The 21,590-nt window shown below is 62.6% G+C and carries 14 protein-coding genes; 10 read left to right on the top strand and 4 right to left on the bottom strand.

The genetic code is table 11. The features are described 5' to 3' along the window. Positions 1-26 precede the first annotated feature (26 nt). The 6 genes from ACFSJC_RS11525 to ACFSJC_RS11500 all read left to right on the top strand — a co-directional run bounded on the left by ACFSJC_RS11525 (position 27) and on the right by ACFSJC_RS11500 (position 8,491). Positions 27-974, top strand: coding sequence for a GNAT family N-acetyltransferase (locus ACFSJC_RS11525; protein ID WP_386026784.1), 948 nt, complete (start codon positions 27-29; stop codon positions 972-974). A 422-nt stretch (positions 975-1,396) separates the two neighbouring features. Beyond that, positions 1,397-2,458, top strand: a complete 1,062-nt coding sequence (locus tag ACFSJC_RS11520) for a hypothetical protein (RefSeq protein WP_386026782.1) — start codon at positions 1,397-1,399, stop codon at positions 2,456-2,458. Positions 2,459-2,639: 181 nt separating this feature from the next. After that, complete coding sequence (locus ACFSJC_RS11515; RefSeq protein WP_386026781.1) at positions 2,640-4,478, top strand: sialidase family protein; 1,839 nt, start codon at positions 2,640-2,642, stop codon at positions 4,476-4,478. Between the two features lie 146 nt (positions 4,479-4,624). Continuing rightward, positions 4,625-5,788, top strand: a complete 1,164-nt coding sequence (locus tag ACFSJC_RS11510) for a glycosyltransferase (RefSeq protein WP_386026779.1) — start codon at positions 4,625-4,627, stop codon at positions 5,786-5,788. A gap of 85 nt (positions 5,789-5,873) precedes the next feature. After that, positions 5,874-7,022 (top strand): hypothetical protein, encoded by a 1,149-nt coding sequence (locus ACFSJC_RS11505; protein ID WP_386026778.1) that lies wholly within the window; start codon positions 5,874-5,876, stop codon positions 7,020-7,022. A gap of 2 nt (positions 7,023-7,024) precedes the next feature. After that, positions 7,025-8,491, top strand: coding sequence for a hypothetical protein (locus tag ACFSJC_RS11500; protein WP_386026776.1), 1,467 nt, complete (start codon positions 7,025-7,027; stop codon positions 8,489-8,491). Here ACFSJC_RS11500 and ACFSJC_RS11495 read toward each other — a convergent pair. From ACFSJC_RS11495 to ACFSJC_RS11485, 3 genes are read right to left on the bottom strand one after another with little or no spacing between them, the layout of a single operon-like run. Continuing rightward, positions 8,442-9,605: a glycosyltransferase gene (locus ACFSJC_RS11495; protein WP_386026774.1), complete on the bottom strand. Its 1,164-nt coding sequence runs from the start codon at positions 9,603-9,605 to the stop codon at positions 8,442-8,444. The two genes, ACFSJC_RS11500 and ACFSJC_RS11495, sit on opposite strands and share 50 nt — an antisense overlap. Before the next feature lie 9 nt (positions 9,606-9,614). After that, the gene (locus ACFSJC_RS11490; RefSeq protein ID WP_386026772.1) at positions 9,615-9,986 is read right to left on the bottom strand and encodes a DUF2304 domain-containing protein; all 372 of its coding nucleotides are present in this window, start codon (positions 9,984-9,986) and stop codon (positions 9,615-9,617) included. A gap of 26 nt (positions 9,987-10,012) precedes the next feature. Further along, the gene (locus ACFSJC_RS11485) at positions 10,013-10,699 is read right to left on the bottom strand and encodes a glycosyltransferase family 2 protein (protein WP_386026770.1); all 687 of its coding nucleotides are present in this window, start codon (positions 10,697-10,699) and stop codon (positions 10,013-10,015) included. A 236-nt stretch (positions 10,700-10,935) separates the two neighbouring features. Here ACFSJC_RS11485 and ACFSJC_RS11480 point away from each other — a divergent pair, with 236 nt between their 5' ends. Beyond that, the gene (locus ACFSJC_RS11480) at positions 10,936-12,507 is read left to right on the top strand and encodes a hypothetical protein (protein WP_386026768.1); all 1,572 of its coding nucleotides are present in this window, start codon (positions 10,936-10,938) and stop codon (positions 12,505-12,507) included. A 462-nt stretch (positions 12,508-12,969) separates the two neighbouring features. On the opposite strand, the gene ACFSJC_RS11475 is transcribed toward ACFSJC_RS11480, so the two are convergent. Continuing rightward, entirely contained in the window at positions 12,970-15,468 is a 2,499-nt protein-coding gene (locus ACFSJC_RS11475; RefSeq protein WP_386026766.1) for a trypsin-like serine protease, read from the bottom strand. A gap of 309 nt (positions 15,469-15,777) precedes the next feature. On the opposite strand from ACFSJC_RS11475, the gene ACFSJC_RS11470 reads away from it, so the two are divergent. From ACFSJC_RS11470 to ACFSJC_RS11460, 3 genes are all read left to right on the top strand, one after another. Beyond that, positions 15,778-16,887, top strand: a complete 1,110-nt coding sequence (locus tag ACFSJC_RS11470) for a glycosyltransferase (protein WP_386026764.1) — start codon at positions 15,778-15,780, stop codon at positions 16,885-16,887. Positions 16,888-16,928: 41 nt separating this feature from the next. Then, positions 16,929-20,378: an acyl-[ACP]--phospholipid O-acyltransferase gene (locus ACFSJC_RS11465; RefSeq protein ID WP_386026762.1), complete on the top strand. Its 3,450-nt coding sequence runs from the start codon at positions 16,929-16,931 to the stop codon at positions 20,376-20,378. Positions 20,379-20,522: 144 nt separating this feature from the next. Further along, a complete protein-coding gene (locus ACFSJC_RS11460; RefSeq protein WP_386026760.1) occupies positions 20,523-21,476 on the top strand; it encodes a 2-dehydropantoate 2-reductase in 954 nt (317 codons plus the stop codon). The last annotated feature ends 114 nt before the right edge of the window (positions 21,477-21,590 follow it).

Genomic DNA, 21,590 nt, shown 5'->3' with positions numbered 1-21,590 from the left:
TGGCGGTACCTGGGGTTGTTTTAACGATGCTTGACTACAGAATCCGGGTTTGCGAGCCGGGCGATGCGACCGAGTTGTGCGCGCTGTTCCAGCACGTATTCGGTAAACCGCGCTCGCTCGAAGAGTGGCGCTGGAAGTTCGACTCCAGTCGCGAACTAGGCGCTTCTTCGGTGCCGCATTCGCTGGTCGCCTTGACGTCGGAGGGCGACATCGTCGGTCATGCCGGTGCGGTCGTCTTGCCGGGCTGGTTTCGTGGACGATCGATCCCGATGGTTCAGGGGTGCGATGTCATGATTCACCCAGAACATCGCGGTGGCTTTGGGGCGAACAATCTGTTCACGCTGCTATTGCGCGAATTGCTCGATCGGATTGCGGCGCAGCTTCCCAGCGCCTTTCGCTACGGTTTCGCCGGACAGGGACCCTGTCTGGTCGGTGAACGAGCGGGAGTCTACGAGCGTATGGAACTCGCCTTGGACATCGACGTCGAAACCGGTTCATCCGCGTGGTCGCCTTGGCAGGCCGTGCCCTTGGGTTGGGACGACCCGAGACTGGATCGGCTTTGGGCGCGTCGGCGTCGCCAGTTATCGCTGGCCGTGGTCCGTGATCGCGCCTACCTGGATTGGCGCTATGGTCGTAATCCTTCTTATGTGTATCATCTGACTGGAGTCGCCTTTCTGGGGCAGTTGATTGGCTGGGTCGTCTCGCGTTCGGACGGGAATCGGCTGCTCTTGGTCGATGTTCTGCTCCCGGCCTTCGGGCTGAGAGCCGCCCTCCAAGCGGCGGCTTCGAATGTGGTGAGCGACGATGCGTCGGCGGCAGTCGTTTGGCTGCCGGCCCCTCTGCGCGATAGACTCGGGTCGTCGGCGCGCGAGACGCCGGTGATGGTGACGGCCATGAGTCGTAAGAGTCCGATTCCAACGCCTGAGGCGCATCGGATGCTCTATTACACGATGGGCGACGTGGATATCTTTTGAGGGTCGCTTGTCTGGAGCGGATTTGCTGGGTGAGCGGTCGTTTGCTCGATGCAAACCACGGCAATCGTAGCGGGCAGTTTCGATGGATGGAATCGGTTCGCGAGGTTTTTCCGCCAAATGTTGTTGTGGCGCAACAGTCGGGGCGGGGCAGCCTTCCGATGCCGGTTGTATCAGCACTTTTGCACGATTTTCTAATCTTTTGGCGTGGTTCGAAAGGCGCTGCGAGGCGGCTCTTGCTCGTCAGATGTGGGTTGACAACAACAATTTGTGGTGTAGACTCCTGATCGAGCCGCGAGCCAGCGTGGCATGCGTTTCGGATGGGTCAGCGCCCCGCTTAAGAACCATCCCGGGTAGTCCACGAGATCCGGAATACTCAGTAATCTGTTAGTTTATCACGTGTGAATCACAGGAGAACTCCAGCGATGTTTGCAAAATCCACACTCGCATCCGCGGTCGCGGCAGCCATCGGCGTTTCTGCGGTCGGTATCGCCCAAGCGGACAGCGTCTTTTTCCCCCAGGTCGTGCTGAGCGACACCGTCACCACTATCGCCAGCGTCATCAATACGACTGCTTCTAACTGGGACAATGCCGGTAACGTTTCCACGACGCACCTGCACTATCGCTTCTATTACAAGGCGGGCGTCAACGCCTCCGACGCAACTGCGTCTTGCGAAGAATACGACGAATACCTGCCGACCAGCATCGGCGATATCCAGACCATCGATCTGAGCGGCCACTTCGGCGCCGATACCCTGGGTGTCCTCTTCAACGATCCCAGCATCAACAACAACTGGGCCGCGACCAATCGCGACTACGCCTTCGGCCGTAACGTGGCGCCGGCTCGTGGCTATCTCTACGTCGACAACAGCGCGAACTCCGGCAATACCCTCGGCGGTGAGGCGTTCGTGTTCGAGTTCGGCAGTGGCGCGGCTTGGGGTTATCAGGCTTACAACACCAACAATGCGAACTACGCCTGGGCTGCCTCCGCAAGCCCCTCGCTCGTTCCTCTGATGCCTTTCGGCGAGATCACGACCGCCTTCTTCGTGACCCCGGTGTCCGTCGATCAGGCGCCTGACGTGGCCAACGACTATCGTGCACGCGTCGAGTTCTTCACCTCGATGCAGCGCGGCGATGTCTACGATCGTGACGAGAACCTGATCTCCGGTACCGTGCCTCAGGATGTGGTCTGCGTTGCCCGTATCGATGCTATGGATCTGCTGAGCGATGGCGCTATGGCTCGCATCGCTGATGGCGGCTGGGCTCGTCTGCTCAACTACCGCTTGACCTCCAACTCTTCGACTGCTTCGCCTGCTAACATCAACGCGACTGCGACGGACGATGCGGCCAGCTTGTCGGCGGCCGCTACCAAGCTCACCGCTGACGATGGCGCTGTTGTGATCAAGCTTGAGTACAACATCGGCGGCACCTTCAACGGTGAAAGCGTCGGCGGAACCTACAACAACGCCATCATCTATCAGCCGTAATTTGACCCTATCGGGTGAAATGTATGCGCTGAGTGGCCAACTTGTTTCAGGCTTGATCTGATTCAATGTGCGCCATAAAAAGGCCGCCCTCGGGCGGCCTTTTTTCATCGTTCCTATCTATTCCGTGTGACAAAATACGGCCTGGTTACTTCGGGTCAGTGTCGAATGACGGGAGACTTCTGTGAATTTCTTTGGGTTTGACTCGGTTCGTCCGGTTCGTCATACGGGCGTCGTTTGCCTGTTCCTCGCTTCATTCGGTATCGGTCAGGCGGTTGCGGTCGATACCTCGCCGGATCTCTCCGTGTCTCCTGTCGGGCTTTCCTCCCTTCCGTTGGACATCAATAGCGATTGGAGCTATGCCCTGGATAGTGCCGGTCGACGTTGGCTGGCCTACTATGACAAGGATCGCTTGCTGCACTTGATCGATCCTTCGGGCAAGGAACAGCCCATGGCCACGGAGGGGCGTGCCCAGGCGCCGTCCGGTTTGGCCATGACCGCCGAGGGAAAAGGGGTCGCGGTTCTTTGGCGTGACAAATTTCCGACGAAGGGTTTGTATCTGTTCGATACCAACCATGCCGATCTGAAGCCGTTGGATATCGGTGGAGACACCGAGCCCTTGGCGCGTTTCGTCGCCACCGCCGCGAAGAGCGGAGCTCTGCATCTGCTCTGGTACGGTGAGAAGAAGCTCGACGAGTCGAGCGAGCTGCACAACCTCTATTATCGCCAATTGGATCCCAAGACCCAGGAGCTGTCCCAGATCGAATGGGTGACGCCTGGCATCTATCCGCTGCTTTCGGTCGGCGACTCCGGAGACATGGTCTATAGCTGGATGCAGACGGCACTGGGGAACCAGATCGTTTCGCGTTTCCGTCCCGAGAACGGGACCTTTGCCGAGGCGGTTCCGGTTGCGACCGTGCCCGAGATTTCGCCTGTCTTCGAGGCGTTCCGTAGCGGTTCTCGCTGGTTTACCGTCTGGCTCGCGCAATATGGCGCGGACAAGCGCGACTTCCGGCTGGAGGGGGCGCATTCCGACGATGATGGGAAGACCTGGACGCGCTTCGAGATCTCGGGTCTTGCCGGCCGGGATATCGGGAGCCTACAGATCGTGTCGGACGAGGCCGGGCATATCCTGATGGCGGCGACCGGCCGTAAGCGCGAGTCGGGTGTCAAGACGAAACAGGATGTCTTCCTGGTGCGCTCATTCGATCGTGGCGATACCTGGGAGGCCATGTCCGAGATTCGTGGCGGCACGGCGCTTGGCAAGACGGTTCCCGCCAAGATGGATCTGAGCCAATTCAGTGCGCGCAATCCTGTCGTCGCCTTCGGTGAAAAGCCCGGAGAGGTGCTCTTCGTGTGGGAGGATTGGCGCGACATTCGCGGCAAGCTCTATGCGAGTTTTTCGAATGACTATGGTCGCACCTGGACGCTCAGCAACGTGCCCTTGACCGCCGATGACGGGCAGAGTTACGGATTGCGTTTCGAGCCGAATGCGCTCTTTTTCTCCGAGGGCAAATTTCATGTGATCGCCGAGCGCGCCGTTGATGACGTCTTCGCTCAGAAGGAACTGGTCGAACTGAGCGTCACGGCGGAGGATCTGACGCGATTGGCGAAGGCCGCGCAGTCTCGGCCTAGCTTGGACACGAAGGAGAACCAGGACGCCTTGCGCGAGCGCGAGAAAGGCTTCTGGAAGGCGATGGAAGACAAGGACTTTGAGGCGACCTATGCCTATCTGGATCCCTTCTTCCGCGCACGTGTGCCGCTCCAGCGCTATCTTTCCATGATGGGCAAAATCAAATATGACGCATCCGAGGTCGAATCCGTCTCCATCGATGGACCGCGTGCCGAGGTCGTCGCCAAGATCAAGGCGTCTATCCCCGCCTTCAAGGCGCCGACCACTGGCGAGACCCTCAGCCAGCCGGAGCGCGAAGCTTCGGTGAAGAGTCACTGGCTTTGGGTCGATGGAAACTGGTATCGCGAGTTCCTGGTCGAGTCGAGAGGAATCGTCTTCTCGCGTTATTGATCGCGTTCGAGGTGTCCGCCAAGGCCCATGGATCGGCCTTGGTGGGCATTGATCTCTAGGGGGGAAGTCGAGTCTGCCTCCCCATCTGCTGACCGTCCTCCTGTCGTTTCGAGTCTGATTCGGACTCCTTGTCGAATGGAATGCCCATGCGACTCCTGATTTTGCACCTTGCCTCCGTCTTCGGTGGTGCGGAGCGTACGACGAGCAATCTGCTTCGCTATCTCGATCGTGATCGGGTGACGCACGTCACCTTGGCCTCCACGGCGGCCCTGCGCCCCTTTCTGCCGGATCGTTTCGACGACTTCATCGATACAGCGCCCCATCTTCCGCGCGGCTGGTTCACCGATTCGCGGGATCTTCTCCGAGATGCCCGAGTCGCGGGCGCCTTGATTCGCGAGGCGGAGCCCGATCTGGTGCTCGGGATGATGCACTATTCGGCGGCGCTCGCCGTTTTCGGCACCCGTCTGAGCCGAGTGCCCGCGCGCACGATCGGGAGCTTTCGGGGACCCGTCTTCGAACATATGCGCCATTACGAACGTGGTCTGCGTCGCCGAACCTTTCTGCGACTCGCCGTCGGGGCGACGGCACGCTTGGCCGACCGCATGATCGTGCCATCGCGCGGCACGGCCGACGAACTGAGGCGCCATTTCCTGGGGGCGAGAGAACGGACGGTCGTCATTCCGAACGGGATCGACAATGAGGAGGTCGCGTTGCTCGCCGAGGAGCCGACATTCGGCCTTGAGCACCTGGATCCCGCGCTTCCCCTGCTGTGCGTGGCCGCTCGTCTGTCTCCGGAGAAGGATATCGGTCTGCTGCTGGAGGCCTTTCGTCGCGTTCAGGATGTCTGTCCGTCTGCCCTGGCCATCGTCGGAGACGGGCCGGAGTGTATTGCGCTAGAACGGTTGATAGACCGTTGGGGATTGGGGGAGCGCGTGGCCTTTGTCGGTCACAGGGAGAACGTTTATCCTTACCTCCGCCGAGCCGATCTCTACGTGCATACCTGTAAGTTCGAGGGATTCGGCTACACCATGCTGGAGGCGATGAGTTGTGGAACCCCGGTTGTCGCCACCGATTGCCCCTACGGACCGCGTGAGGTGATCGGAGACGATCGATTCGGATTGCTGGTTCGCCCCGAGGATCCCCTAGCCTTGGCCGATGGGATTCAGGCGTTGCTCCTTGATCCAGCTCGACGCCAAGGGTTGCGGGATCGTGGGCTGGAGCGGGCCCAGGAACTCTCCACAGCACGCATGGCCGAGCGTTATGGGGCCGTCTTCGCGGATTTGATGCCACCTTCGATCCAGGACCGTTAGTGTCCGTGCGGTCGATCCGATTCCCAATCCATCTATCGTGACAACACCGATTCGACCGAGACCACTGCGTCAGGCAGGGACATGGATGCTGGCCTTCATCGGCGCCTCGGTGCTTTTGATTCTGGCTGTCTGGGGTTTCTATCGCTCCGGTGATCCACTCGTCGCTCCGACCCTGATGTTGTCTGGCGAGTCGCTGCGTCTTACCAATGGCGAGGGGGCTCCGACTCCAGATGGCGTGCGTGTCGATGCGCTCGCGCCGAATGGGAATGCCGTTGTGCAGGCGGCCATCAAGCCGTTCGATGCCGCGCTCTATCGAGACCTGCGCTGGCGCGCCGATGGTCTGGGCGAGGGGCAGCAGATGCGTTTGATCTGGGCCAGCGAGAGCGACCCGAGATCCATTCAGGCGCGTCCGCTGTCCGATATCGCCGATGGAGGGGGCCGCATCGATCTGCGCGCGGATCCTTACTGGCAGGGACGCATCGTTGCGCTCGGACTGGTCGTGCTCGGTGAGCTGCATGGTTCGATCTTGGTGCGAGGAATGGAGTTGCACCCGCGTCCGCTGTCTTTCCCGGCCCTAGGCGATGCCTTTCTTGCCGATTGGACCTTTTTCGAGGGTTGGACAGGTCGGTCCCCCCATTTCAATCGAGGCGCACCCTTGGGGGCGGCCTTTTCTCCGGTGGTCTTGGCCTTCCTTTGGGTCGGTCTGGCCTGCGCCCTCTACCTGGCGATCAATCCACCCTGGCGTTTCAAGCCGGGGATCCTGCCTTATGTGGCCTTCTTTCTGATTGGTTGGATCGTCTTGGATCTGCATTGGCAATGGGATCTGAGCAAACGGCTCGATATCACCAAGGAGACGTACGCCGGCCTGTCCGATGCGGATAAACAGGCGGCTGGGTCGGACAGCAGCTTCTATCCCTATTTGATGGAACTTCGGCGTCGTCTGCCGGAGCAGCCGGCTCGGCTCGTTCTGGTCTCCGCCGATCCCTTCGGTTATGCCGCCATGCGCACGCGCTATCATCTGGCACCGCATAATGTGTTTGCGGGATTGAAAGGACTGCCCGAGCGATCGCAATTGAACCCCGGCGATTACGTTCTGCTCATGTATCCCTTGCCGCGTATTCGGTATGAGGCGACGCGTCATCGGCTCATCGAGGGGAATCGGGTATTGCCCGTGGACCTGATCGATGGGCGATCGAGTCTCGGCGCACTCTTTCGCGTCGGGAAGGAGGATTGAGCGTGGGCTGGTGGGGCGTTGTGCTGGCGGTGGTGATTCCCTGGCTCGCTGTGGCCGTCTGGCTGAGGTCGGTCTGGCCCGATGCGCGTCCGGGCGCCAGGGCCGCAATTCTGGGATATGCCTATCCACTGGCCTGCCTTGTGGTCGCCGCGATTCTGTGGGGCAGTGGAAGGCTCGGTCTCCCGTTTGGTCTCTCCGGTCCGCTCATCCTGGCGATTGCCGCGCTCTCGCTGCTGATCGGTGCTCGCCGAATCTGGCCGCCCAGAAGCGGTTTCGAGTCGTTCAAACCGATCCGACCCGATTGGCGTCATCTGTTGGCGGCGATTCTGCTGATCTGGATGCTGGCTCGCTTCATCGATCTCCTGCTCGAACTCTGGTGGCAGCCTCTGTTCCCTTGGGATGCCTGGACGACCTGGTTGCTGCGGGCGCGTGTCTGGTCCCAGCTCGGGCATTGGGTGCCGTTCGTCGCCTCTTCTGAATGGCTGACCGATCCCAGCACCCAGGCCCAGACGATCGCGGCCTGGAACTATCCTGACGCGGTGTCGCTGATTGGGCTGTGGTCGACCTTGGGCTATGGCGAATGGAACGAAACTGCGGCGAAGATTCCCTGGATCGGTTGCGCCTTGGCCTTGGCTCTGGGTTTCTATGGTCAGGCACGACTCTGGGGTGCCTCGAATCTGACCGCTCTTTGGTTTCTGTGGCTACTCGCCACCTTGCCGCTGCTCGATAGCCATCTTGCGCTCGCCGGATATGCCGATCTCTGGTTGTCGACGCTGCTGCTGCTGGGCTTTTCCGCCGGGTTGCACTGGGCGCGCGACGGCGATCGCAGGCAGGGTCTTTTGGCCCTCGGCTGCATCGTCGCCTGCGCCTTCATCAAGCAGGAGGGGATGGTCTGGTCGCTGCTCTTCATCCCCGCGTTCCTCGGCGCCAGGTTGTCCGGGCGCTGGATGTTGGCGCTGATCGTTGCCTTCGGTCTGACGGTAGTTGGTCTATGGATTTCGGGGGGGCTGGTCGCGGAGTCTCCTTGGGGGCATGTCGAGTTGAGTCTGCGTGCGATCGAGCTCCCTCTGATCGGCCGATTCGAGATCGCCTACCACGCCAGTTGGTCTGGGATCTGGCGCAACCTTTTCCTCTACGACAACTGGCATCTCTTCTTCTTCGGGTTCATCCCCGTTTTGGGCTGGGGGTGTTGGAGGGTGGTTCGCCATTCCGTCGAGCCGTGGGAACGGGCCGGGCTCGTTTTCGTTCTGAGCGCCTTGGGCGCGCTCTATGTCCTCTTCTTCTGGACCGGCGCCTATCGCTGGGCCGAGGATTCGACTAGCGTCGCTCGGCTCTTCATGCATTTCGTGCCGGCCTTCACCTTCTGGGCGCTGGTCCTCTGGTCGGATCAGTCCGCTCGGGCTGCTGCCGAGGGGGCGTCTATGCCCCAGACTGGATCTGACGATAGAGATCCGCAGTCGCCGAGCTGATTGCCTCGATTCCGAATCGTTCAGCCAAGGCCCGGCGCCCGCTCGTTCCCAACTCCTGTCGCAGTTGGGCGCTGGACTGGATTCGGCCGATCCGTTCGGCCAATTGAGCGGGCTCTCCGGGCGCTGTCAGGAGCCCGTTCCCCGCTTCGCGTACCACCCAGCCGGTCCCCGATCCTGGGATATCGCTGACCACGACCGGTTTGCCAAAGCGCATGGCCTCCAGCTGTACCAGCCCGAATGCCTCGGTCCGTTCCAGCGACGGGAGACAGAGTAGATCGCAGCTCGCCATCAATGCCTGAAGCACGGCATCCGGTTGGAATCCGGTCAGTGTGACCCGCTGCTCCAGTCCGAGCGCGGCGATTTTGGCCGTGAGCCGATCGCGCAGATCGCCTGTTCCGACGATCAGGATCCTGGAGCCAGGCAGGCGTGCGGCGGCATCGATCAGAACCTCATGTCCCTTGTAATAGGTCAGTCGTCCCACGGCGAGGATACGTGTTCCGGGTTCGGCCCAAAGGCGTTCCGCTTGAGCGAGCGCGTCGCGGTCTGGGTGCGGAATCCGCTCGGCATTCAGTCCCAATGGGATGACGTGACAGCGATCGTGCCAAGGACGGAGGGCGGCGCTCGATTCGAGATAATCCGGCGAGGTCGCGATGACGGCCCGCGCGCGGGCGAGCAGGGCCTGCTCGAAGGGGCGATAGAGTCGGTAGGCCAGGGCCAGCCGGCGATCGATATCCGATGTCACCACATCCGAGTGCCAGTGCACGACCCATGGGATTCGCCGTGCCGAGGGCAGTGCGAGCGCGGCGAAGGCCGAGGTGTTGGGCAGATGCAGATGCAGCAGGTCGGGGCGGAAATCCCGGATGAGACGATTCAGCCAGATCGGGAAGGCGGGGCTGATGGGGGCGTAGAGGAGCCGACCGAGACAGGGTGCCCGGTAGACCGGGATCGGATCCCCATGCGTCGGTTCTGGTCCCTGCGTCGGTCCACCGTCCGAATGGACCAGTGCGGCGACGGCGACGCCCTGCGCCCGCAGGGCTGGTAGCAGGTCGCCGAGGAAATACTCCATGCCGCCGGCGAACGGAGGGAAATACTTTCCGATATGCAGGACGCGCATCGACGGGGCCTAGCAATCCTTCGGCGTTTGGGCTTCGGTCGTGATGTCAGCCGAGGGCTGGCGCGCCTCCATCATGGCGATCTGTTGCGCCAGGCGTCGGATCTGACGCTCCTGGCGCGAGCGCTCCAGATCCATGGTGAGGATCTTGATGAGCAGCATCGCGAATCCGAGCAGGATCGCCAGCATGGGTGGATAGCTCACACCGAGGTAGCGGGCGATGAGATCGAACAGATGCGGGAAGAATCCGAGCAGGGTGACGGTCGCGGCGGCTCCGATCCACCAAAAGGCGTAGGGACCGTGCAGGTGGTCGCGGCGGACTAGCCAGAGGATGGTGGCGGCGAGCGCCAGCCCGATCGCCATTGAGGTCATTTGATGCGTCATGTCGACTCACGCTTCATTGGATGAGATCACTCCTGATCGGATCGCGAGCCGCGCCCGTGTCCCACCCTGGCGATGCATAGCAGGCTGGTCTGAAGCATGTATTTTCCCACCGTCCACCAGGAATTGAATACCCTGGAAACGCCCTGCGTCCTTGGCTTCATGGGCACGGCGACCTCCAGGGCGCGCAATCCGCGACGGCGTAGGATCAGCAGTACGCCTACGTCCTGATAGTCGAGCAGGCTGGCGACGGGGGAGGCGAGTACGGTCATGGCCGCGCGGTTGTAAGCACGGAAGCCGGAGGTGATGTCCTCCAGTCGGATTCCGGTCAGACCTCGAAAATAGCTCCAGGCGACACGGCGCAGCGCGCTGGCCCGTTCCGGGAAGGCACCGATGACGACATCCGCCTTTTGGGTCAGAACGGGTTCCAGAACGGCAGCCAATGCCGCCGGCTCATGCTGACCGTCGGCGTCGAGCGTGACGGCGAAGGGACTGTTCGTCCGTAGCGCATAGCGCAGTCCGGTTTGAATCGCCCCCCAGGCACCCAGTTGGAGCGGAAGGGGAAGGACGATGGCGCCAGCCGCGCTCGCCTCGGCGATCGTGGCGTCCGTGCTGCAATCGTCGATGACGACGACCGGAAGGTCGTAGCGTCGGCGAACCTCTTTAACGACGGCCCCGACCGTGGCGGCCTCGTTGTGGGCGGGAATTAACACCATAAGGGGAGCGTCTGCGAGATCTGGCCCGATTCGCTGTCGCATCGTCGGCCGCAGGTCGGAGAAATTAGACGAATATGTGAATCAGGGCGTTGCGTGAAGAACGAGACGTGGTTGTTTGCTTGATCGATGCGTCCGTTCGGCTAAACTTGACCGGCGCCCGTTATCGCTCCACGTGTTCCGGCTGTTTCAGCACGTGCGTCAGGCCCCTGTCGCGTCAGTCTACCAAGGAATGAAATATGAAGCTCCTCTTCCGTATCGCCCTCGCCTCACTCATACCCATAGCGACCGCCAATGCGCTTGGACTTGGCGACTCCACCCTGGCGAAAACCTGCGAGTCCTATTGCGAGAGCCAATATGGCTATGGCTTCGCGGACGGAAAGACAGCTGGCATCGAGGTCGGTTTCGGTCAGGGTGTCGCCGCCTGTGTCGCCGATCCCCTGGCCTATGGCGTGACCCTCGCATCCTGTATTCCCGCCGCGACTTACGGTGAGACCGAGCCGAACGACAGTCTCATCACGGCGGATCCCTTGACGCTGGGGGTGGCTTTCTGGGGGCAGAACTACAGTACCGCCGACCAGGACTGGTACTACACCCAGTCGACGGCCGCAAACCAGAATCTGACTCTCAGCTTCGCCGTGCCGGATTGGATCGAGGGGGCCGATCTCGCGACCGGAAATCCCGGCGTCTGGAACGTCTCGGTGCGGGATGCGGCGGGCAATGTCTTCGCCAATTTCAATACCGACGTGGTCGGTGCGCTCTCCTCCAACCCGAATGCCGCAACCTATACGGTGACCCTCGGATTGGTCGGAACCTATTACGTCCTGGTCCAATCGGCGGATAAGGCGACGCCCAATCAATTCGCCTATTCGATCACGGCCTTCTTGCAGGACAGTTCTCTGGATAACGAGCAGCCTATCGCGGGTTTCTACGACTCCGAGATCGAGCCGAACAACATACCTTCGGCGTCCAATCCGCTCGCCACCGGTGTGGCCATGTACGGACTCATCAATCTCACCTTCAGTAGCGTCGTCACCGATCCCGACGATGACACGGCCTCTGTCTGGGGGCAGGGCGAGAACGATTGGTACGTCTACTACACGGACGGCAACGAACTGGTGACCTTGACCTTCTGTGCGCGCGAGGGCTGCGCCAACGGAAATTGGAACGTTCAGGTCTACGACAAACCGACGGCCAATGCCTGGGAATCGCTGACGGGTGCAGGCGCGTCGACGACCAGTCTGACGCCCCTGTTGTCCTTCAACACGGATACGGCGGCGGACAAGCCCATCACCTATAGCCTCGGCTTGAAGGATCCCGGCTATTATTTCATGAAGGTCAACCACAAGCGTCTCTTCACCGCGCCCTGCAACGAGTATCGCTATGTCACCGATTCGGGAACCTTCGGTGCCGCCTGCACCTGCGACTCCGACATTGCGGCGGGCAGCAGTTCGACCGGCAACTCGTGTTACATCCCGACCGACAGTTGCAGCGACAGCTCCAGCAGTTTGTTCTGTCGCAAGGTCACGGAGGATTGTACTTTCGGCAGCGATCCGGGCTGTCTCTACAACACGAGCTCTCCTCCCGGTTGCGTGACGACCAAGCCAGACACGGAGGCTGAGGAAGAGATTTGTTCGACCTATGTCACCCAGGCGCGCTGTGCCTGTTCCTCCTATGGCGGGGTCGTCGAGGTGCCTGATAACGACACCAGCAGTCCCTACAACTTCACCTGGTATGGAACCAAGTTGCCGACAAACACCATCGACACGAATGCCTATCAGGACTACCTGAATCGTCCCAGTCCTTACTGATCCGTCCCAAGTCGCATGACCCTAAGGCCAACCGGCGCGTAACGCGCCGGTTGGCCTTTTCATTAATGCCGGAGAATTTGAGAGGAACCTTCAGCTGGATCGTGGAGCGGTTGAGATCCCGCGTAGGGCGCAATAGCGATAGCGTATTGCGCCGCATGGCAGGCACTTGTGGGGCTTCGATCGCGTTCGGCGCTCGCAGGCGGCGCAATACGGCCGCTCCAAGATCGAACGCTGGCCGTTCAGGGAATGTATCACCAGGGGAAATGCGGCGAGCCACCTGTTGAAGGCGCCCTATTGTTCGCCCTACCTGAGGCCGGGTTTCCGCCTTCGGTGGGTTTGGCTTGGTATCGACATGCTTGGAAATCGTCCAAGCAGGAAAGCAGAGAAATCGCTGGCGGGTACTGGTCTTGGCACAGAGCCCGAGTTTTGCTCGGGCTCTGTCGGTTGCGAGAGGTTGTCGGGTCAGGGCGTACAGAGCGATTGGCTGCTCGCCTGGGGCGCGTTGAAGATCGCCCTGACGTTGCTCGCCTTGCTCATGATCAGCTCGCAGCTGCTGTCCGTTCCCGTACAGTCGCCCTCCCAGCCGGCGAAGACCGATCCGGCCGATGCGCTTGCGGTCAAGGTGACCAGCGTGTCCTTGGCGTATTCCGCGCGACAGACGCTGCCGCAATCGATGATTCCGGGGCCGACATCCGAGGTCAGATCCAAGTCCGTCATCCGTTCCATCCAGCCCACATAATTGGCGACCCGTGTGTAGACGGTCGGGGCGGATTGGTCGTCGCAACCATTGCCGAAACTCACGATTCCGGCCTGGGCATAGCCGCCACGTCCGTTGCCGACCGCAAGCGGGCTGCCGTCGTCCGACTGACAGTCCTGGGTATTCGTCGCCGCCGAGGAGGTGCAGATCATGTTGTTGGTGAGCGCGCCATAGGCCGTGCCGCAGACGCTGGGCAAAACGATAGTGGCATCGACCTTGGAGAGCACCGTCGCCAGGTTGCCGCAGGCCGTCGTCGCCGTCCAACCGGTGACCGCGCCCGCCGTGCCCAGGCAGGCCAGCGTTTCTTCACGCTCCAAAATGACAGGGCGGATCGGGTCGGCGTACACCGGGCTCTTGAGCTCGATGAGCGCGATGTCGTTGTCGCGGGTCAGCGGATCGAAATCCGGGTGCTTGACGATTCGCTTGACCTTGGACTCCTGTCCGCCGTACTCGAAGCGGTTGGATCCGGTCCGAACGAGGATGTTGGACGGCGAGACCGTGCTGTAGCGTTCGGTGCTGTCGTCGACGATGCAATGGGCCGCCGTGAGGATCCAGTAGGGATCGATCACGGATCCCCCGCAGGTCCAAGAGCTGTTGATGCTCCAGGTCGTGACCTTCAAGGCCGCCTGCCATGACCAGTCGCTCTGGTCGATCTCGGAACCGCCCAGAAGCTGCGGCTGTGCGGTGCCGGCGCTTTGGCTGGCGGACTGGCTCGTGAGCGAGGACACCACGCGTCCCTCGCCGGTGCCGCGCTTCTCTAGCGTCAACGGCAGTGCCTCCTCGTCCGGGCTCAGCCATTTGGATACATCCGCGTAGTAATTGGCGAAGGCTCCATCCACGGTGACGTTGTTGGCCGAGTCGCAGACATCATTGAGGTTGCTGCCACAGGCCCCGAACAGTTGACCGACCACCTGTCCGTTTTCCTGAATCACGGGCGAGCCGCTGCTGCCGCCCTCCGTCGCTCCGATTACGTCGCGGCTGAAGATGAAGGCGCCGCGCGGCATGGTCGTGGTGCCGCAATAGAGCACCGGACTCACATAGGCGTCGATCTCTTGGGTGGAATAGGCCTGCGGCGAGCCCAGGGGGTGGCTCAGCCGATAGAGCGGCGTGCCACCGATATAGGCGACCGGCGTGCTGCTCCAGCCGAGGAACCAGGCCTCGGCCGGCGGATCCTCGTTGAGGACCATGAGGCTGTGGTCGTCCACCGCTGAATGATCGAGCAGCGTGGCTCCGAGCGTAGCGGTGGTGTCGGCGAGCGTCGGGCATTCCGCGCCGCAGGATTCGGTCTGGTAGTTGAACCAGGCCTCCACAGTGGCCGCGACCTCTGGGGTGCTGATGCAATGGTTCGCGGTGAGGAAATAGGGGATGGTGCTGGAGTCGTCGGTATCCGCGAGCAGGCCGCCGGTGCACATATAGCTGCCGTCGCCCTCGACGAAGTTGATGTGGGCGATGGCCTTGCGGACCTCATCGATGTGCTCCCAGTCCGAGCTGTCGTAGCAAGAGCCGTCCTGGATGCAGGGGGCGTTGTCTGGGCAGAAGGCCTTGGTTTCGGAGTCGATCAGCATCATGGCGCCGACCTTGAAGCTGACGGTGTCGGAGTCCGTGTCGGTGGTGTCGACCTGGACGTAAAGCGTATCGCCCGGGAGCGAATGGCTCCAGAAGCTGCGGGCCTTGCCGCTATAGGGGCCTCGAACCTCGCCAGCGTCGTTGTAGACGTAGAGGGAGGATCCCTCGGGCAGGCTGACATCGTCGAAGCGGACCCGGGTCGCGAGAGAGCCGACCGTGTCCAGTCGAACCGTCCAGGCCAGCCGATCGCCGCTGCTCTTGACCATGCCCTGCTGGAAGGAATAGGTCTGATCCTTCATGGCCGCGACGTCCAGTGGCTGCAGGTCGACACCGAGCGCGACCGACTTCATGAGGCCGATCTTCAGCGGCGTGCCGCTCGTGGCGCTCTTGTTCGCCTCCGCGATCTGCTCGCGATCCTCGGCGGTGAATTCCACCGTTGCCGCCGCCGAGGCCGGGCGCTGGCCGATCATCCGCTCCAGATGTTGCAGCGTCGTCTGCTGCGCGACCTGCCGAGCCTGTTGCGTCATGCCCGTGGTTTTGGGTTGGGGTAGCACCTCGGCTGCATACGCCGTACCGGACAAGGCTAGCAAGCAGAGCGGAAATATAACCAGTCTTGCGGTCAGCCGACTTCTCTCCATCGCGATGACTCCTGTAAGACAATCAAGTGGCCTGGGATTTTGGAGGATAAAGCAGTGGTCGCCGATCGGCCAATCCGCTCGTCGACCCCGAGTTCGCCCGGATCCCGATTCGGGGCCGGTTCGAGAGCACCACCTCGTTCGCGTCTTCGATCTGCGTTTGCAGGGGCGCGTTCACCGCTCCATGTCTCTCGAATCGCATTCTATTCTAGTTGTCGTGAAGGTTTAGGATACGCTTGTCGCTATCTGGGCGTTCCTATCGTCGCGCGATGGAGTCGCCCCCTTTGCAACCCGCTGATATCCCCATTGCTCATGTCCCGATCCCAGGCCCCGCTCGCCGTCTTTGCCTCCTTCTCCGGGACAGGAGGGGTCGAGCGCATGCTCGTCAATCTGCTGCGGGGCTTCGTCGATCTGGGGCAATCCGTTGATTTGGTTCTTGTGCGCGCGGATAGCCCGCATCTCGCTCGGGTGCCCGCCGAAGTTCGGCAGGTGCGCCTGAATGTGGAGCACAGCCTGCTCGCGGCCCCGGCGCTGGCCCGCTATCTGCGCGCCCGTCGGCCCGCAGCGCTCCTGGCCGCCAAGGATCGGGCGGGGCGCGCGGCCGTGATGGCGCGCACGCTTGCCGGGACCGGGACCCCCATCCTGCTGCGTCTCGGCACCAATCTCTCGACCGCCATGGAAGCGCGCACGGCGCTGGAACGCTGGCTGCGGTATGCCCCCATCCGTCTGCTCTATCCAAAGGTGGATCGTATCGTCGCCGTGTCCGAGGGGGTCGCCGAGGACACCGCCCGGATTGCACGTATTCCGCGCGAGCGGATCGGGGTCATCCGCAATCCGGTGATTACGCCGGAGCTCTCGGCTCAGGCCGCGCAGCCCTGCCGCCATCCCTGGCTTGCGCCGGGCGAACCGCCGGTTCTCATGGGTGCGGGCCGGCTGCAGCGCCAGAAGGATTTCCCGACCCTGATTCGCGCCTTCGCCCGGCTGCGCGCCGAGCGTGACTGTCGCTTGATGATCCTGGGTGAGGGTGCCGCTCGACCCAAGCTCCAGTCGCTGATCCAGGAGCTCGGGCTGGATGATTCGGTGGATCTGCCCGGTTTTCAGACCAATCCCTATGCCTTTCTGGCTCGGGCCTCGGTCTTCGTGCTCTCGTCCGCCTGGGAAGGGTCGCCAAACGTGCTGACCGAGGCCATGGCCTTGGGCGTGCCGGTCGTCTCGACCGAGTGCCCGAGCGGACCCTATGAGATTCTGGACGCCGGGCGACACGGTCGGCTGGTGCCGGTCGGCGACGCGGAGGCGCTGGCCGAGGCGATGGCGGCGACCTTGGATGCGCCGACGCCGGCCGAGCGCCTCCGGCAGGCAGTCGCCGAGTACGAGCAGACGACGAGCGCCAGGCGCTATCTGGAGGCGCTCGATCACTTTTAGGTCCCATTCAGACGACAATCCGCCGAACGAGGGGTGAACTCATGGGTCAGCTGTTCCGCATCACCGGCTTTCTGTCCTACGTGACGATGCTCTTTCTGAATGCCTTCGTCGATCTGGGACACAAGATCGTCATCCAGAACACGCTTTTTAAAACCTACGATGGCGAAGCCCAGATCCTGCTGACGGCGATCGTCAACGCCTTCATCCTGCTTCCGTTCGTCCTGCTCTTTACGCCCTCCGGATTCATCGCCGACCGCTTTCCCAAGAACCGGGTCATGCGCACGACCGCCTGGGGTGCGATCGGTCTCACGCTCGGCATCACGCTCTGTTATTACCAGGGCTGGTTCTGGCCGGCATTCGGCATGACCCTGCTGCTGGCGGCCCAGAGCGCCTTCTATTCGCCGGCCAAGTACGGCTATATCAAGGAGCTGGTCGGCAAGGAATCGCTGGCGGCGGCCAACGGCTGGGTTCAGGCGACCACGAGCAGCGCCATCCTGGCCGGCATCTTCTTCTTCTCGGTGCTGTTCGAGCGTGCGCTCGCCGGAACCTCCGGTCTGTTGGATCCGGACGCGATCATGCGTTTGGTGGCGCCGCTCGGTTGGGTACTGGTGCTCTGCTCGGCGGTCGAACTCCTTCTGGCCTATCGACTGCCCCAGGTCAGCCCGCCGAGCCCGTTGAACTTCGACTGGCGTCAGTACCGCACCGGACGCTATCTGGTCCGCAACTGGCGGGCCGCTTGGGACAATGAGGTCATCTGGCTCTCGATCGTCGGACTCTCGGTGTTCTGGGCCATCTCTCAGGTGATCCTGGCCGCCTTCCCCGCCTTCGCCAAGGAGAGCCTGGGCGAGACCAATACCGTAGTGATCCAGGGTATGCTCGCCTGCGCCGGGGTCGGCGTCATCCTCGGCTCGGTCATCGCCGGGCGTGTCTCGCGCAACCATATCGAGACGGGACTCATTCCGCTCGGTGCGATCGGGGTCGCGGCGACCTTGTTCCTGGCGCCCGGTCTGGACTCGGTCTGGGCCCATGGATTGAACTTCCTGCTGCTCGGTGTGCTGGGCGGATTCTTCCTGGTGCCTCTGAACGCATTGATCCAGTTCCATGCCGGCGAGGCAGGGCTGGGGCGCGTGCTGGCCGCGAACAACTTCATTCAGAATCTGACGATGCTGTTGTTCTTGGGCCTGACCGTGGCGGCCGCCTATGCTGGGATCGACGGTCATGTCCTGATGCTGGCGCTCGCCGTCGTCGCTTTGTTGGGGGCCGTCTACACCCTCTATAAGCTGCCGCAGTCGCTGGTGCGTTTCATCCTGGCGCGGGCCATCTCGACCCGTTACCGCCTCAATGTCATCGGTCTGAAGAACATGCCCGCGCAGGGCGGTGTGCTGATGCTCGGCAATCATGTCAGCTGGGTGGATTGGGCCATGGTCCAGTTGGCCAGCCCGCGTCCGGTGCGCTTCGTCATGGAGCGCTGGATCTACGAGCGCTGGTATCTGCGCTGGTTCCTCGACTTCTTCGGGGTCGTGCCCATCTCGCGCGGCAGCAGCCGCCAGGCGATACAGACGGTCTCGAAGCTGCTCGACGCAGGCCAGGTGGTCTGTCTCTTTCCCGAGGGGACGCTGAGCAAGAACGGGCAGCTGTCCGAGTTCAAGCGCGGCTTCGAGCTGGCCGCGCGGGCCGCCAAGTCGGGCGTGATCCTGCCCTTCTATCAGCGCGGTCTGTGGGGCAGCCGCTTCTCCTATGCGAGCGATAAGCTCAAGTCGAACCGGCGCGAGGGACGTATGCGCGACGTGATCGTGGCCTTTGGCCCGACCCTGCCGCTGGATGCCAGCGCCGAGCGCGTCAAACAGGCGGTCTTCGAGCTGTCGGTCACCTCCTGGCGGACCTATGTCGAGACGCTGCCGACCCTGCCTCAGGCCTGGCTGCGGACGGTCAAGCGCGATCCGGGCGCACTGGCCGTGATCGACTCGATCGGCACTTCACTGACCAATCGTCGCCTGCTGACGGCGGTGCTCTTGTTCGCGGGGCGGATCCGGCGTCTGGTGCCCGAGCCGGCGGTCGGGATACTGCTGCCGGCCAGCAGCGCTGGCGCCATCGCCAATCTGGCGGCGCTACTCTGCGGTAAGACGGTGGTGAACCTCAACTACACGGCCAGCGCCGAGGCGCTGCGCGCGGGCGTCGAGAAGGCCGGGATCCGGCACGTCGTCACCGCCGATCGTTTCCTGGCCAAGCTCGACCAACGCGGCATCGATCCGAGTACCCTGCTGCCAGGGGTGAGGCTGCACGCGATGGAGTCGATACGGGCCGAGTTCGGGCCGCTGCGCACGTTCTCCGCACTGGCCATCGCCACACTCATGCCCGCCGGGATGCTCCATGCGCTCTTCTGCCGCGCCGCTCGGCCGGACGACACGGCGGCGATCCTCTTCTCCAGCGGCAGCGAGGGCGCGCCCAAGGGGGTCGAACTCACCCATCGCAACATCATGGCCAACGTGCGTCAGATCTCGGACGTGCTCAATACCGAGCGCGAGGACGTGGTGCTGTCCAACCTGCCGCTCTTCCACGCCTTCGGGCTCACCGCGACCACCTTTCTGCCGCTGCTCGAAGGCATCCCCATGGTCTGCCATCCGGACCCGACCGACGCGGTCGGCGGCGCCAAGGCCGTCGCTCGGTATCGGGTCACGGTGCTCTGCAGCACCTCGACCTTCCTGCGGCTCTACGTCCGCAACAGGCATGTGCATCCGCTCATGCTGCAGTCCCTGCGTATCCTGGTCGCCGGGGCCGAGCGTCTGTCGCCCGAGGTGCGCGAATCCTTCGCGCTCAAGTTCCACAAGGCCATCCTGGAGGGCTATGGGGCGACCGAGACGACCCCGGTGGCCAGCGTCAACGTGCCCGATGCATTGGAGACGGACACCTGGAAGATCCAGTCCGGCTCGCGTCCCGGCACGGTCGGGATGCCGCTGCCGGGTACCAGCTTCCGGGTGGTGGATCCGGTCTCGCTGGAGTCGCTGCCGCCCGGGGAGGACGGTCTCATCCTGATCGGGGGCGTTCAGGTCATGAAGGGCTATCTCGGCGACCCCGAGAAGACGGCGGAGGCGGTCGTCGAGCTGGACGGCACACGCTGGTACAAGACCGGCGACAAAGGCCATCTGGACGCGGACGGCTTCCTGAGCATCGTCGATCGCTATTCGCGTTTCGCCAAGCTCGGCGGCGAGATGATCAGCCTGAGCGCAGTCGAGGAACAGGTGCGCAAGGCGCTCGAACAGGAGGATCTGGAGATCGCGGCGGTCAATCTGCCCGATGAGCGCAAGGGCGAGCGCATCCTGCTGTTGACCACCGAGTCGATCGATCCGGACGCGCTCCGTCGGCGCATGCTGGAGCAGGGGGCCAATCCGCTGGGCATCCCCTCCGAATTGCGCGAGGTCGCCGAGATCCCGAAGCTCGGCAGCGGCAAGACCGACTTCGGCGCGCTGAGACGCTTGGCGATGGCCGGCTGAGCGGCGCTCTATCGGGCGGGACTCAAGCCCTTTGACCGACCGGGCATGAGTCCCCACCTTCTCACCCTTGGCCGATGAAGCGGAAACGCTGGTCGAATCCTGCCGCTGGCCATCCTCGAACATCCCAACCACATTCCAGATTCCATGACCCTGAATACATCGACTCCGCACGACCTCAGTTTCACCATCTTCGGCACGGGCGCCCTGGGCGGTTTCTATGGCTCCAGACTCCTAGCGGGTGGTTCCACTGTCCGTTTCATCGCCCACAGCGATGTCGATTTCATCCGCCGCGAGGGGCTGCGCGTCGACTCGCCCCTGGGCGACCAGCATCACCAACCCGTCGAGGTCTATGCCGATTCGGACGCCATTCCGCGCAGCGATGTCGTCTGTGTCGGTCTCAAAAGCACCCAGAACCATCGTCTGGTGGAATTGCTCGAACCCTTGATCGGGGAGGGGACGCTCATCCTCAATCTGCAGAATGGGCTGACCATGGAGGAGGAGCTGGCCGAGGCATTCCCCCAGGCCGTCGTGGTGGCGGGGCTGTGCTTTCTATGCTCGAACAAGGTGGGGCCGGGACATATCGCCCATCTCGACTATGGCCTGGTCAGCTTTGCCCCCTTCGATGAGCGCGGACGCGAGCGGATCCCGGCGCTGATGGCGGCCTTCTCGGCCGGCGGCGTGAAGGTGGAGTCGCAGCCCTCGCTGCCCCAGGCACGCTGGCGCAAGCTGGCCTGGAACATCCCATTCAACGGTCTGTCCGTCCTGCTCGACGTGGATACGAACGTCATCATGGGGGACCCGGACGGTCGCGCGCTCGCCGAGCAGCTCATGGCCGAGGTCGCCCTGGGGGCCGAGACCTGTGGCGTTCCCTTCGAGGAGGGCTTCATGCCCAAGCTGATGCAGATCACCGAGGCGATGACGCCCTATGCCCCCAGCATGCGCCTGGACTATCTCGCCAAGCGCGAGCTGGAGATCGAGTTCATGTACGAACGACCGCTGCGCGAGGTGGCCAAGCGGGGCGTGCGGCTGCCGGCCGTCGAGACCATTGCGCGTCAGCTGCGTTTCGTGGATCGGCGCAATCGCGATCGCGCGCGTTGACGTCGGGGTCGACGGCCAGCTCGTGCGCCATCCGTGGCATTCCGCTCAGAGGGTGTTTACAAAATCATGTCGTTAACCGCCGAGCCAGGATTCGCGCTTCGGCGAGCCAAACCC

The sequence above is a fragment of the Thiorhodococcus fuscus genome, assembly GCF_042682685.1.
GTDB classification, from domain to species: domain Bacteria; phylum Pseudomonadota; class Gammaproteobacteria; order Chromatiales; family Chromatiaceae; genus Imhoffiella; species Imhoffiella fuscus.
The sequence above is the reverse complement of the archived record's forward strand: the minus strand, read 5'-3'. Positions and strand labels throughout refer to the sequence as shown.

Excerpts from the sequence above, each read along its gene's own strand:
- ACFSJC_RS11525 (WP_386026784.1), top strand. The coding sequence starts at position 27 with ATGCTTGACTACAGAATCCGGGTTTGCGAGCCGGGCGATGCGACCGAG.
- ACFSJC_RS11485 (WP_386026770.1), bottom strand. The coding sequence starts at position 10,699 with ATGGTGTTAATTCCCGCCCACAACGAGGCCGCCACGGTCGGGGCCGTC.
- ACFSJC_RS11470 (WP_386026764.1), top strand. The coding sequence starts at position 15,778 with ATGTCCCGATCCCAGGCCCCGCTCGCCGTCTTTGCCTCCTTCTCCGGG.
- ACFSJC_RS11510 (WP_386026779.1), top strand. The coding sequence starts at position 4,625 with ATGCGACTCCTGATTTTGCACCTTGCCTCCGTCTTCGGTGGTGCGGAG.
- ACFSJC_RS11465 (WP_386026762.1), top strand. The coding sequence starts at position 16,929 with ATGGGTCAGCTGTTCCGCATCACCGGCTTTCTGTCCTACGTGACGATG.
- ACFSJC_RS11520 (WP_386026782.1), top strand. The coding sequence starts at position 1,397 with ATGTTTGCAAAATCCACACTCGCATCCGCGGTCGCGGCAGCCATCGGC.
- ACFSJC_RS11475 (WP_386026766.1), bottom strand. The coding sequence starts at position 15,468 with ATGGAGAGAAGTCGGCTGACCGCAAGACTGGTTATATTTCCGCTCTGC.
- ACFSJC_RS11490 (WP_386026772.1), bottom strand. The coding sequence starts at position 9,986 with ATGACGCATCAAATGACCTCAATGGCGATCGGGCTGGCGCTCGCCGCC.
- ACFSJC_RS11505 (WP_386026778.1), top strand. The coding sequence starts at position 5,874 with ATGCTGGCCTTCATCGGCGCCTCGGTGCTTTTGATTCTGGCTGTCTGG.
- ACFSJC_RS11460 (WP_386026760.1), top strand. The coding sequence starts at position 20,523 with ATGACCCTGAATACATCGACTCCGCACGACCTCAGTTTCACCATCTTC.
- ACFSJC_RS11495 (WP_386026774.1), bottom strand. The coding sequence starts at position 9,605 with ATGCGCGTCCTGCATATCGGAAAGTATTTCCCTCCGTTCGCCGGCGGC.
- ACFSJC_RS11480 (WP_386026768.1), top strand. The coding sequence starts at position 10,936 with ATGAAGCTCCTCTTCCGTATCGCCCTCGCCTCACTCATACCCATAGCG.